The 13,542-nt window shown below is 43.1% G+C and carries 11 protein-coding genes; 4 read left to right on the forward strand and 7 right to left on the reverse strand.

The genetic code is table 11. The features are described 5' to 3' along the window. Positions 1-149: 149 nt before the first annotated feature. The 4 genes from AC5FX4_RS04535 to gmk all read right to left on the reverse strand — a co-directional run bounded on the left by AC5FX4_RS04535 (position 150) and on the right by gmk (position 3,817). The gene (locus AC5FX4_RS04535) at positions 150-542 is read right to left on the reverse strand and encodes a RidA family protein (RefSeq protein WP_190365458.1); all 393 of its coding nucleotides are present in this window, start codon (positions 540-542) and stop codon (positions 150-152) included. 11 nt (positions 543-553) lie between these two features. Then, positions 554-2,656 (reverse strand): bifunctional GTP diphosphokinase/guanosine-3',5'-bis pyrophosphate 3'-pyrophosphohydrolase, encoded by a 2,103-nt coding sequence (spoT, locus tag AC5FX4_RS04540; RefSeq protein WP_493605296.1) that lies wholly within the window; start codon positions 2,654-2,656, stop codon positions 554-556. A 169-nt stretch (positions 2,657-2,825) separates the two neighbouring features. After that, positions 2,826-3,101 carry a DNA-directed RNA polymerase subunit omega gene (gene rpoZ / locus AC5FX4_RS04545; protein WP_476292993.1) on the reverse strand — a complete coding sequence of 92 codons (276 nt, stop codon included), beginning with the start codon at positions 3,099-3,101 and terminating at the stop codon, positions 2,826-2,828. Between the two features lie 92 nt (positions 3,102-3,193). Beyond that, the gene (gmk, locus tag AC5FX4_RS04550; protein ID WP_493605297.1) at positions 3,194-3,817 is read right to left on the reverse strand and encodes a guanylate kinase; all 624 of its coding nucleotides are present in this window, start codon (positions 3,815-3,817) and stop codon (positions 3,194-3,196) included. 469 nt (positions 3,818-4,286) lie between these two features. Between gmk and AC5FX4_RS04555 the strand changes: the two genes are divergently transcribed. Further along, a complete protein-coding gene (locus AC5FX4_RS04555) occupies positions 4,287-7,073 on the forward strand; it encodes a TonB-dependent receptor plug domain-containing protein (protein ID WP_493605298.1) in 2,787 nt (928 codons plus the stop codon). Between the two features lie 77 nt (positions 7,074-7,150). Here the strand turns inward: AC5FX4_RS04555 and AC5FX4_RS04560 are convergent, their stop codons facing one another. From AC5FX4_RS04560 to coaBC, 3 genes are all read right to left on the reverse strand, one after another. Then, positions 7,151-9,916, reverse strand: coding sequence for a S9 family peptidase (locus AC5FX4_RS04560; protein ID WP_493605299.1), 2,766 nt, complete (start codon positions 9,914-9,916; stop codon positions 7,151-7,153). Between the two features lie 136 nt (positions 9,917-10,052). Further along, on the reverse strand, positions 10,053-10,643 hold the full coding sequence (gene slmA / locus AC5FX4_RS04565) for a nucleoid occlusion factor SlmA (protein ID WP_476292997.1): 591 nt from the start codon (positions 10,641-10,643) through the stop codon (positions 10,053-10,055). Between the two features lie 132 nt (positions 10,644-10,775). Continuing rightward, positions 10,776-11,972 carry a bifunctional phosphopantothenoylcysteine decarboxylase/phosphopantothenate--cysteine ligase CoaBC gene (gene coaBC, locus AC5FX4_RS04570; RefSeq protein WP_493605300.1) on the reverse strand — a complete coding sequence of 399 codons (1,197 nt, stop codon included), beginning with the start codon at positions 11,970-11,972 and terminating at the stop codon, positions 10,776-10,778. A 197-nt stretch (positions 11,973-12,169) separates the two neighbouring features. On the opposite strand from coaBC, the gene radC reads away from it, so the two are divergent. From radC to rpmG, 3 genes are all read left to right on the forward strand, one after another. Continuing rightward, positions 12,170-12,844, forward strand: coding sequence for a RadC family protein (gene radC, locus AC5FX4_RS04575; protein WP_493605301.1), 675 nt, complete (start codon positions 12,170-12,172; stop codon positions 12,842-12,844). Positions 12,845-13,118: 274 nt separating this feature from the next. Then, the gene (rpmB, locus tag AC5FX4_RS04580; protein ID WP_058028557.1) at positions 13,119-13,355 is read left to right on the forward strand and encodes a 50S ribosomal protein L28; all 237 of its coding nucleotides are present in this window, start codon (positions 13,119-13,121) and stop codon (positions 13,353-13,355) included. An 11-nt stretch (positions 13,356-13,366) separates the two neighbouring features. Further along, a complete protein-coding gene (gene rpmG, locus AC5FX4_RS04585; RefSeq protein ID WP_005493124.1) occupies positions 13,367-13,522 on the forward strand; it encodes a 50S ribosomal protein L33 in 156 nt (51 codons plus the stop codon). The last annotated feature ends 20 nt before the right edge of the window (positions 13,523-13,542 follow it).

Raw genomic sequence — 13,542 nt, forward strand, 5'->3', positions numbered from 1 at the left:
TTACTCTTAAGGCCAAAAAAGCTGAATCGAGACAAAAATCAACTGCGTTAGTTACAGAGTGCTCAATAAACAGTATAGAGTCAAGTGCTTAAGATCAAAGAATAGACATAAAAAAAGCCACTAGAGCGTGGCTTTTTCATGCTTATGGATTAGTTTGTTGAAGGTAATTCCATAATGCCGTCAATTTCAATCTGTGATCCTTTTGGTAATTCTTTAACACCAATAGCCGCGCGAGCTGGGTAAGGTGTTTTAAAATGTTGGCTCATGATTTCGTTCACCGTTGCAAAATTGCTTAAATCTGTCAGGAAAATATTCACTTTCACCATGTCTTGCAGCTTACCACCCGCAGCTTCACATACCGCCGTTAGGTTTTTAAACACTTGCTGTGCTTGCTCTGCAAAGTCATCAGAAACCATTTCCATGGTTTCTGGCACTAAAGGAATTTGACCAGAAAGATAAACGGCAGTGCCTACTTTTACGGCCTGATTGTAAGTACCGATAGCTGCAGGCGCTTGATCAGTAGAGATAATTGCTTTGTTCATGTTATTAAATCCTATTTCTTACGATATACGCGCTGTACATCTGGCATGACACGAATTCGGCGCATAATGTTGGCGACATGAATTCTGTCTTTTACTGTGATGCCTAAATCTATCACGTATAAGTTACTTTCTTTTTCATCAGTGGCGATTTCAACAATATTTGCTTGAGTGCTTGCCACTACGTTCGTGAGTTTTGCCAATGCACCTTGGTGGTTGATTATTTCAACGCGCAATGCGGCAATGTATTCTTTTTCTGGGTTATCTTCCCATTTTACAACAAAGTATTTGGAACGCTCATTTTCCCAGCCTTTGATATTTTTACACTCTTGACGGTGTACATTCAGGCCTTTGCCTTGACTGACATAAGCGGTAATGGCGTCTCCTGGTACTGGACGACAACATTTTGAGTAGTTAACCAGCATGCCTTCTGTACCTATAATGGCTGCTTTTGCGCGTTTGGCAACGTTTTCTATGCCATCATCGGTTTGCAGTAAGCGTTTCGCGGTCAGCACGCTCATGATGTTACCCGTACCAATCTCGACGAGTAATTCTAGCAACGTGCCGAGTTTGTGTTCTTCAAGTACACGGTCGATATTTTCTTGAGGAATATCATCCAGTTTCTTTTCACCCAGCGCAGAGTCAAGTAAGCGACGGCCAAGCTGAATGGCCTCTTCTTGGTGCTGGCTTTTCAGGTAATTACGAACGCCTAAGCGTGCTTTACCTGTCACGATAAAGTTTAACCATGTTGCATTGGGGTGTGCGCCGGAACTGGTAATAACCTCAACGGTTTGGCCGGTATCTAAAGCTTTGCTAAGCGGATAGGGCTTGCGGTTAACGCGTGCCCCCACACAGGTATTCCCAACATCAGTGTGGACTGCATATGCAAAGTCGACCGCGGTTGCACCCATGGGAAGTTCGACGATTCGGCCGTCTGGTGTAAATACGTAGATTTCTTCAGGGAATAACTCGGTTTTAACGTTTTCCACAAATTCAAATGAGGAACCCGCGCTTTGTTGCAGCTCAAGTAAGCTTTGCATCCACTGACGCGCACGCTGTTGTGCGGTATGCCCAGCACTGTCACCGGCTTTTTTATACATCCAGTGAGCTGCCACCCCTTTATCTGCCATGTGGTCCATATCGTGCGTACGAATTTGGATCTCAACAGGAATACCGTGAGGGCCGACCAAAGAGGTATGCAACGATTGGTAGCCATTGGTTTTTGGTACCGCAATATAATCTTTAAAACGCGTTTCAATTGGCTTATAGAGGTTGTGGGCAACCCCGAGCACGCGATAACAAGTGTCTAGGTTATCGACATTGATCCGAAAGGCGTAAATATCCATTACTTCGTTGAACATCAATTCTTTATTCAACATCTTTTTATAGATACTGTACAAGTGTTTTTCGCGGCCACTGACTGAGGCTTTGATCCCCGATTCTTCGAGTCGTGATTCGATTTCAGTTTGAATATTACTGATGACTTCTTTGCGGTTGCCTCGTGCTTTGGCAACTTCCGATTTTAGCGCTCGATGGCGCATCGGGTAGAGGGCTTGGAAACCTAAGTCTTCCAGCTCATTTTTAATATCGTGAATACCCAAACGATTCGCAATAGGCGCAAAAATTTCTAGTGTTTCGCGGGCGATACGACGGCGTTTGTCTGGGCGCAGCGCGCCGAGGGTTCGCATGTTATGCGTTCGGTCTGCAAGCTTGATCAAAATAACACGAATATCTTGTGTCATGGCCATGATCATTTTGCGATAGTTTTCGGCTTGGAATTGCTTTTTATCTTTAAAGCTGAGTTTATCAAGCTTACTCACCCCTTCGACCAATTCAGCAACGGTTTCACCAAATATTTCGGCAAGGTCTTGCTGACTAAAATCGGTGTCTTCAATAACATCATGCATCAATGCGGCCATGAGCGTTTCATGGTCAAGGCGCATGCCTGCTAAGATCTGTGTTACCTCAACGGGGTGGGTGATATAGGGCTCGCCACTAGAACGAGTTTGCCCTTCATGGGCTTCACGCGCCACCACATAGGCTTTTTGCACCAACTCTACATCTTCGGGTGACAAATATTCAGAGATCTTCTTCTTAAGGCCTTCAAAAAGATACATTCACGCTCCAGTAATTCGGTGAAGTTATCGATATGTAACGAATATACGATGAATTGACAGAGAAACCAACGGCTAGTCGGGACTTTATTTTTAGGTACAGCTTTTATTGGGCTATTAAAACAACAATGCCAGCATAAATGCTGGCATTGTTGTTTAAACCTAGACAGTTTTAGTTGTTGCCGCCTACGATAGCTGCAACAGCTGCTAGTTCTGCAGCTTCTTGGTTTTGCTGTTCTTCACGATCGATTACATCTAGTGAAGAAGTATTTACAAGACCTTTTTCAATTTCACGCAAAGCGATAACCGTTGGCTTATCGTTTTCAGCGTCAACCATAGGATCTTTGCCGCCTACAGCGATTTGACGAGCGCGACGCGCTGCTACCAAGATTAAATCAAAACGGTTACCAATTGCATCTACTGCATCTTCTACAGTTACGCGAGCCATCGAAGCACTCCAAAGTTAAATTCATTTGCAAAAGGCTAGTTTACTGCACAGGAGCCTATTCGCCAAGTGGGTGGTTAAAATTTATCACTAATTTAGCGTAAAAGGTCTTCAATTAATGACGCATAGCGAATTTTCTGCACACCCAATTCCATACGCGCGGCCATCACAATATGTTCGAGCTGGCCAAGTGTGATATCAAAATCGTCATTGATGAGTACATAGTCAAACTCATTATAATGAGAGCTTTCCGATTTTGATTGCGCCATACGAGAGGCGATCACTTCTTTTGAATCTTGACCACGGCCATTGAGGCGATTTTCTAGCTCTTGTAGTGATGGCGGTAAGATAAACACGGTTTTTACGTCAGGAACCAATTTGCGAACTTGTTGCGCGCCTTGCCAGTCGATATCTAAAAATACGTCAATGCCACTATTTAGTTGCTCTTCAACCGCTGCTTTTGAGGTGCCATAGTAATTATCAAATACTTTAGCCCACTCAAAAAAGTCGCCTTGTTCAACGAGCTTTTCAAATTGCTCAACGGTTACAAAGTGATAGTGTTCTCCATCATTTTCACCGGGTCTCGGCGCACGAGTGGTGTGCGACACAGACATTTTGATATCTGAATATTTTCCTAACAGTGCTTTTATCAAGCTGGATTTACCTGCACCTGATGCAGAAGAAAGAATAAAAAGATTGCCACGAGTATTCACTGTCATAGGTTGTTGCTCATCAACTAACTGGTGGTTGACACCAATAAATTACACCAAACGGCTATTCTAAACGTTAGTGAGTGGCGATGCCAGCCATAAAAGAAGTTGGATATAATATTTAGAGTTTAAACTCTATTTTGTGAATTTTACGGTTTAATTTGAGTTTTATAAGTGTTGTGGAATATATCTTTTTTTTAACAATGTATTAGCTTTGGGATGTTTTGGGTATGTATTTCTTTTCCTTGTTATATTAAATTTCATTTAATAACAGTTTGGTATATCTGTTTTGGGTACAAAGTGTAACTCTCCCTTTTATAACTAATATTCAGGCATCTTCCTTTTTGTGTATATAAATTGTGACTAGCGACGGACTGTTTTTAATATTAATTTGTTGTTTTTTTGTAAGGCTGTGATAGTTTTTTATGTGGCTTAAATGCCGGATAAAAAAATAAAATTTGTAAAAAGGAACAAAACAATGCAATTCAAAAAAACTGCGCTGTATAGCTCAATGTTAGCTGTATTGCTTCCAAATGCAGCATTCTCTGCAGAAGATACTCAACAGGTAGAAAAAATCGAAGTAACAGGATCAAGAATACTTCGTCAAGAATTTGAATCAGCAAGCCCTATCGCATCGTTCGATGAAAGTGACCTTATCGCATCAGGTGTGGGAAGTGTTGATGAGTTTTTGAAAAACATTCCTTCATTCACTGGTTTCCAGATGGGTGGTAGTACCAACAATGGTAGTGACCAAGGTCAGAAAAAAATTGACTTACGTGGTCTTGGTTTTGAAAGAACGCTGGTACTTATCAATGGTCGTCGTCAAATTGGCGACGTAAATGGTGATGGTGCGGTTGACTTAAACGCGGTGCCTATGGCGTTGGTTAAGCGTATTGAAGTACTCAAAGATGGCGCATCAACCATCTATGGTACCGATGCGATTGCCGGGGTAGTTAACATCATTCTTAAAGATGATTTTGAAGGTATGGAAGTGTCACTTTCATATGGCGCGGGCACAAAAGAGTGGGATGCTGAAAATAAAGGTATTGCATTCACATTTGGTGTTGCCGGTGATAAAGGTAATATTGTTGCGTCACTAGAGTATTCAAAGCAAGGTGAAATCAAGCAGCTAGACCGTGACTTTGCGTCGAGAGGTATTTTCCCGGTATTGAACGAAGATAAAAGTGCCTTTATTTTAGGCCCATCAGGCTCTTCAAACAGTCGCCGCATCCGTGGTATTGATGGACTGGCAGGTAACTACATTGTAGATGAAGGCACGGGTGAAGTAAGGGCTTTTGATGGCAGTAAAGACTTATATGATTACTCACCAGTAAATGCTTTAATGCAGCCTAATGAAAAATGGCAGTTTGGTTTAAATGCTAAAATAGACGTATCAGACACAGTTCAAGCATTTGGTGAAGCGTTATATACCAAACGTACATCACAAGAACGTTTAGCACCGGACGCCTCGTTTGGTACAACAAACAGCTACATCAGTAAATTGACTGGTGAAGAGCAGTGGAATGACTTAGTTCCAGCTTCTAACCCGTATAACCCATTTGGCGTTAATGCTAACAATCCTTTCGGTGTATCAAACCAAGCGGTGCGTGTTAACCGTCGATTTGTGGAATCGGGTGGTCGTTTATTCCAACAATCTACCGATACCTTCAGAATCGTATCTGGCTTTAAAGGAGAGTTCTCTGATAGCTTATTCTGGGATGTGTCTTACACATTTGCGCAAAACGAGAATATCCAAAACACGCGAAACTATCACCGCTTAGATAAATGGGAAATCGCGGTAACGCCTGAGCTATGTAATGCTGATGCAGCTTGTGCGGCAGCAGGGGTATTAAACCCGTTTGCACCGTACGGTACAATTTCGCAAGAGCAAATGGATTTCTTAAGTGTGGGTTCTTTAAAAAATCTATACTTTGGTCAAATGCAATTATGGCAATTTAACCTATATGGCGACATCAACGCTGATATTTTAGCTGGCGGTCCGATCGGTTGGGCGCTGGGTTATGAAACGCGTAAGGAAAAAGGCTCATTTACCCCAGACGAATTTGCTTCAGAAGGCTTAACAACCAGTGGTGCATCGGACCCGCAATCAGGTAGCTTCTCGGTTGATGAGATTTACGGTGAATTGTACTTGCCAGTATTAGATAACCTATCTATCAGCACGTCGGCACGTTACTCTGACTATGACACTAGTGCGGGCTCAGATTTCAACTATAAAATTGGTTTTGACTGGAATGTGTTAGACGGTGTTAAAGTGCGCGGTGGCTTCGCAACAGGCTTTAGAGCGCCGAATATCAGTGAATTAAACCAGCAAGACTCAACAGACTTCCCTGTAGCGGAATCTCTGTGTGAATTTGCATCAGCAATGCCTGGCCAATCACAAGTGCGTAATGATATTTCTCAAACCGTTCGTGACAATTGTGCAGCGTTAGGTGTATCTCCTGCTGAGCTAGGTTTCGCATGGCAGTCAGCTTATACGACGAAAGCGCCAACGGTTGATTTAAAACCAGAAGAGTCAGAGTCAATCACCTTTGGTGTGGTGTATCAATCACAAGCGCTTGAAGGCTTAATTGTGAGTGTGGATTATTGGAATATCAGCATTGATCAGTGGATTGATGACATTCCATATAATGACTTGTTCTCACAATGTATGAACTCGGTAGGCTTATCTAGCCCTGCTTGTAACGCGTTCCCTGATGGTAAGCCATATGATGGAGACTTCCCGGCGGATGCAGAGTCGGCGTTTGGTAACCTAGGTAAAGTTGAAACGGATGGTGTTGACTTTGAAGTTCAATACGGTTTGGAAGCGCTTGAAGGAAAGTTTGACTTCTTGTTCTCTGGTACTTACGTCATGAGCCGTGAAGAAAATTGGCCAAGCTTAGGCTTCCAGCGTGATGTTGTGGGCACTGCGGATGGTTTTGCGGTATTCCCAGAGTGGCGTACGAACACCACATTACGTTATAGCCGTGATGACTGGAGTGTAGCATGGGATACAACTTATATCGGTGAAACAACGGATAAGAACCGCCCTGCAAATATCACTGCGGACAACATTGCAGATGCTGTGTTGTATCATGACCTATCAGCAAACTACAACTTTGAATTTGCTGCAGTAAGCTTCGGTATTAACAACTTACTAGACAAAGAACCGCCGTACTTCCACAGCGCGTTTAATGCGAACACTGAGCCAGGTGTTTATGATGTGATTGGTCGTCGTTTATTCGTTAACTTGAAGTTTAACTTCTAATAAAACGAAATGTAAGACGAAAAAAGAGTGGCTTTTGCCACTCTTTTTTTTGCTTGTTAAAACAGTTAACGGCGCACTCACTCGTCAGAATAAGCTTCACCCTGTTTTATCCACTGCGCGGCTGGTTTGCCTTTGAGGTAGTGGTCAAAGTACTCCATCATACGAATTGAAAAATCTACTTGATTAGGGAATTTTTTCAGATGATGTGGCTCGCCTTCGTATTGCAAAAAGATGGCATCTTTGTTGTGGCGGCGAAGCGCAAGGTAGTATTGAATACCTTCTTGCCACGGCACCGCACCATCGTTATCACCAAACATAATCAAGATAGGGGTATTGACCTTGTTCGCATAGAACACCGGTGAATTTTCAATGTACAACTCAGGTGCTTCTACCAGTGTTTTGCCAATACGGCTTTGCCCAGTTTCGTATTGGAACTGACGCGCTAAGCCTGATTTCAAACGAATACCGCTGTAAGCAGAGGTCATGTTAGAAACTGGCGCACCAGATATCACCGCTTTAAACATATCGGTTTGTGTGACCATAAAGGCGCTTTGGTATCCTGCCCATGAGTGACCTTGTAAACCAATTTTGTCTGGATGTGCCACACCCATATCAATGAGTTTTTGTGCTGCATTGATCATGGTTTGTGTAGACGAGAGACCAGGGTGACCAATTTCAAAGCGAATATCAGGCAAGAATATCGCGTAGCCGTTTGACGTGAACATCGGGAAGTTGGGTCTATGATTTAGCTCCATTTTTGGAAAGTCATACATGCGCTGACTCATGTAACGATAGAAGTAAATAACTACTGGCACTTTATCGCCCTTTTTGTAACCGGCAGGTTTGATTAAAACGCCTTGCAAGTCTTCACCGTCATAGCCTTTGTATTGCACAAGTTCAGGTTTTTGGCCCCACGCAAATTGTTGAGTTTGCGGGTTTAAATGGGTAATTTTTTGTGGTTTTTGGAAGTCGCTGTTGGTCTGCCAAAAATCAGGGAATTGATGATAGGTTTGTTTGGTAAAGATGAGTTTGTCAGACTCTTTTGCTTGCTTAACCAGATCAAAACGCGCTTCGCCGCTTAACACTGTTTTAAGCGTACCATCGCGAAGTGACAAAGTGGCCACATGGGTTTGTTTATTGGCAAGGTTGTGCGCTTCAAGTAGCAGAGTGTCATTTTGCGTAAAGCCGAGTTTATCGTCATCAAGCTGTTTTACACGGTATTGGGTTTGCGTTTCCTTACCTTGCGTTAAGCGCGTTGCCCTTTGCGTTGTAACATTAAAGGCCCAAATATCGTATTTAGAGTAAACATATACAACGTTGCCATCTAGCTGCCACCCAGCAAAGCCATAACCAGGTTGAGGCTCTGGATAGTCGTGTTTATCATCGGCAAATAGTGCGTTTTTGACAGCTTGACTGATAGCCGACTCGCTTTGCTGTGCTAAATCTTTTAACCATACTTGCTGGTTTTTAAAATAAACCGCGTGTTTACCCGTTGGTGATAAGCTTGGCTTAAATGGGGATTCTTTGACAATAAGCTGTTTTTGTCCCGTTGCTGCTTGTACCGCATAGTAGTCTTCATAAAAGCCTTTATACATGATCTGCTTTAGGTAAGGCTGGTCATTACTTGCCAGTAGATAGTTGGCTTCGGTATTAAGCGTCATATTGGGCAGCGAGTCATCGCTCAATTGAACTACTTGTTCGCCATTGATGTGATAAACGGCTTGATAATGGCGATGTTTATTCACATCTTCCCATGATTTTGCTTCACGAGTTTTTATTTCTGGGTCGTTGTTGTGCCAAACTTGTAGACCCTTTTGTGCTCGGATAACATCAACATCAGTTAATGAACTTTGCTCTTTGTATTTAAGTTCTTTTTGCTTTGGCTCTAAATCAGGGCGGTTTTCAAAATACAGTTGTTCACCTTCTTTTGACCATTTTAAAGAAGCGGTTTTACCACTTTGCCAGCCATTTTGGTGGCCAATATGTTTGGTCTTATTCTCTTTGACGTACCAGAGCATCAATTGATAGTTTCTGCGACGCTTATCATCGTTAACGTAGTTACCTTGATAAAAAGCCACGCTTTGCCCTTTAGGATGCCAAGCAATTTGGTTCACCGTTGTGCCGGGTTCATCAAACAAAATATGCTGCTTAGCCGTGTCTAGCTCAAGATAAGTAATGTGGTTTTGCGCGCCGTCATCACTCACTGTGTTAAACAAAATGCCATTACCTGTCGGGCTTAGGCCATATTTTGCGACATTGTGAATGCGTTGAATTGCTTGATTTTCGAGGTTAACCACGACCAGGGTATAAGCTTTATCTCCTTTATCTGGTTTAATGCTCGATTGTGCTTTGGTGGTGTCTTCCTTACTTTCTGGTTTGTCTTTTTTTTCAGCGTTTTTTTCGCGATAAGTTAACCATTGGCCATCATCAGAAAGCTGATAGTCACTGATATTCTCAAATGTGAGTTGTTCACCTGTGAGCGTGTTAACGAGAATGAGATGGGTTGGCAGCTTTTTTTTGGCCTTTTTATCAGCGGTTTCTTTTTCTAATAATGAAGCGGGTTGCTTAAATGCCACCCAGTTTGCTGACTTATTAATAAATGGCTTGGTACCTCTAGGAACTTGCGCAAGTAGCTGATTGGTTTGTAAATTATATACTTGACCAATAGTATCACCACGATAGGGGTGAGCCGATAAGCCGAGGAATTGACCATTATCAGATAGCACGGTGCCTTGTGCGTATTTAAAATCAAAGACATCAGTGAATTGTAGTGGAGCTTTGTCTGCAACGGCAGAACCCGTAAAGAGCATGCTAGCAGCAAGCAAAGAATAAGTGGATTTCATTTTTTAACTTTAGTTATGAGCCATGTAAGGGTTTTAACATGGAAGCAAGTTTGTCTAAAGTTGCTTGCGGCAAATGTCTAAGATAGAGGGATAAAAAGGTGAGAACAGAGGTCAGCACCTTTTCATGATAGGCGATTTATGCGAGCCAGATTTTTTGTAACTCGACCCATTGCTTTTCGAACTGGCTGCTGGGCAGTGCTTTAAAATCGCTACGAACGAATTGATTCATTTTGCCTTCAACATACGCTAAAAATAAGTTAGCCAATGCACTTTCTTCCGTCGCAAAGGCTTTACCTTCACGAAGCTTTCGCTCTCGTAGAACCTGCTTAAATTGTGTTTCAAGCTTTTCAAATAGACTTTGTACGCGCTCTCGCAAACGTTCTTGTTCACCTTGTAGCGCATCGCCAGTTAAAATTCGGGTGATCCCTGGGTTCTTTTCAGCAAAGGCGAGAAGGAGCATCAAAATATTATAAATACGTCCTTGGGTTTCTTTTTCATTTTCCAAAATGAGGTTGATACGCGATAGTAAAGTATCTTCAATAAATTCTATCAAGCCCTCGAACATGCGTGCTTTACTGGGGAAGTGACGGTAAAGTGCCGCTTCAGACACACCCACTTCAGCGGCCAATTTTGCGGTGGTGATGCGTTGACCGGGGCTAGTTTCAAGCATTTGTGCGAGAGATTGTAGTATTTGCTCTTTGCGATTACTGCGCTTAGTCGCTGGCATGAACTTTCCTTTCGTTATCGTTATTATGGTCAGTGCAAACCCCAAGCAGCTCACACCTAATATGCTCGGGGCCTTATGTTAATGTTTTATTCAGCTTGGTGCTAGTACTTTAGAAAGGCTCATAGTAACCCTCTAATAATCAAAGCGTTTTGTTATTTCCAACATGACGTTGAGCGCGAGTTCTTGCTTATTTGCTACGGGTAGTTCAACGCTTTCGTCGCGCCAAAATAAAGTGAGCGCATTGTCGTCGGCGTTAAATCCAAGCCCTTCTCTCGATACGTCATTTGCGCAGATCATGTCCAGATTTTTGTTTTTCAGTTTACCCTGTGCATATTGCTCTACATTCTGTGTTTCAGCGGCAAAGCCGACGGTGTAAGGGCGGTGATTGGTGAGCGCGGCTACTTCGGCAATAATGTCCGGGTTTTTGACCATAGTGACGGTGATGTCATCACCTTGTTTTTTAATTTTTTGCTCGCTGACTTGTGCGGCTCGATAGTCCGCAACCGCAGCACAACCGATAAAAATGTTAGATTCTGGTGCAAGTTTGAGTGCAGCGTCACGCATTTGTACTGCACTTTCAACATTAATGACATTGGCGCCCTGTGGAGGCGTAATATTTACCGGACCTGAAATAAGATTCACTTTTGCACCAAGCATGAGTGCGGCCTGGGCGAGTGCGTAGCCCATTTTGCCAGAGCTGTGATTGCTGATAAAACGGACCGGATCGAGCGCTTCGCGGGTTGGACCTGCCGTAATGGTGACTGTGGTATCGGCCAACACGGTTGCGGGTTCTGGTGCGATACATAACTCGACTAATTCATGAGGCTCTAACATACGGCCTGCACCGACATCGCCGCATGCTTGCTCTCCTTGACCGGGTCCCCAAATTTTTATACCACGAGCAGCCAGCGTTTTTAAATTAGCTTGTGTGGCTGCATGTGCATACATCTGCTGGTTCATGGCTGGCGCAATCGCTACTTCAGCGGGTGTGGCGAGCAATAATGTAGTGAGTAAATCGTCGGCAATGCCATGGGCCATTTTAGCGATGATATTGCAACTGGCCGGTGCGACTAAGATCAGGTCGGCCCATTTGGCAAACTCGATATGCCCCATGGCAGCTTCAGCACTTGGGTCTAGCAATGAATCTGATACAGGTTCGCCAGAGACGGCTTGCATGGTTAATGGGGTGATAAAGTGCTTCGCAGAGTCAGTCATCACGACCTTGACTGTGCAGCCTTGCTCTTTTAAGCGTCTAACTAGCTCGGCACATTTGTAAGCGGCGATACCACCACTGATCCCTAGCACAATGTTTTTATTTTGTTGGCTCATGCCTTGAAACCCAAGTTTTATGTTCGAGGTTATAAAGATAACACAGCAAGCTTTGAGAGGGGAGTAACCGCGGGTTTTGAATAATCAAATTTGCTCACTACACTTAAACAAAATGGATAGGGCGTGTTGAAGCCTTTGATTTGAACAAAAATCATGCTTCAAAGAGCTACACGCCCTGATTACTCTAAGGAACAGAGATGCAAATATACACACTTCCCGCGCATGCGCGACCTCGTGAAAAACTACTGACTCAAGGGCCATCGGCGCTCTCGGATGCAGAGTTACTCGCAATCTTTTTACGCACAGGCATTAAAGGTATGAATGCCATTGAGCTTGCCCAGTCCTTACTCGTACAAAGCCATTCACTCGAAAATTTGTTCAATGCAAGCTTGAATGAATTTTCAACATTTAAGGGGTTAGGTGAAGCCAAGTATGTGCAATTACAAGCAGTATTAGAGCTCAGTAAGCGTTATTTAAAAGAGCAATGTCAGCGAGAAACTATCTTTCACTGCCCACAAGCTGTGAATGATTATTTAACAATGCAGTTGCGTGGGTTGGGTCACGAAGTATTTATGGCACTGTTTGTGGATAACCAAAATCGTTTGATCAAAGATGAGGTGTTATTCACTGGTACGATTAATGCGGCCAATGTGTATCCTCGAGAGGTTGTCAAAGCGGCTTTAAAATATAACGCCGCATCGCTTATTTTTGCGCACAATCATCCATCGGGTGTTGCTGAACCGAGCCAAGCAGACAAATTAATCACTAAAAAACTACAAAATGCGCTGGCCTTGGTCGACATTCATGTTTTGGATCACCTGATTGTGGCGGGGAATCAGTGTATTTCATTCGCTGAGCGAGGGCTGATTTAGTGAGTTCAGGGCGCCAAAGTTGTAAAAAACATCACTTTGCGGGCTTTTTTACAAATTAGTTTAATTTAAATGCAGTTTTTGCTTTCCTAAGGGGCATTCGATCATTATAATTGGCCGCTATCAAATTTACACATGAGCTGATTAGATAGGATCAGATCCTTGATCTCTGCCTGTAGATGCTGTATAAAGAGCGCCCTCTGATTTACCCCGGGGCAACGCAGTAAGGTCCAAGGGAAAATTTAAGCTCGAGCGAAGTTATTGGAGATACATAGACATGTCTAAAGTCTGTCAAGTTACAGGTAAGCGCCCAGTGGTAGGTAACCACCGTTCACACGCGCGCAACGCTACTAAGCGTCGCTTCCTACCTAACCTACAAACACACCGTTTCTGGGTTGAAAGCGAAAAACGTTTCGTTACATTACGTACTACTACTAAAGGTATGCGTATTATCGATAAAAAAGGCATCGACGCGGTATTAGTAGATATCCGTGCTCGCGGCGAAAAAGTTTAAGGAGCTGAATCATGCGTGATAAGATCCGTTTAGTTTCAACTGCTGGTACTGGTTATTTCTACACTACCGACAAGAACAAGCGTAACATGCCTGAAAAAATGGAAATCAAAAAATACGATCCTAAAGTTCGTAAACACGTGATTTTCAAAGAAGCAAAAATCAAGTAATTTTGCTTTTACAGAATACT

The sequence above is a fragment of the Pseudoalteromonas sp. ATL1 genome, from assembly GCF_058933015.1.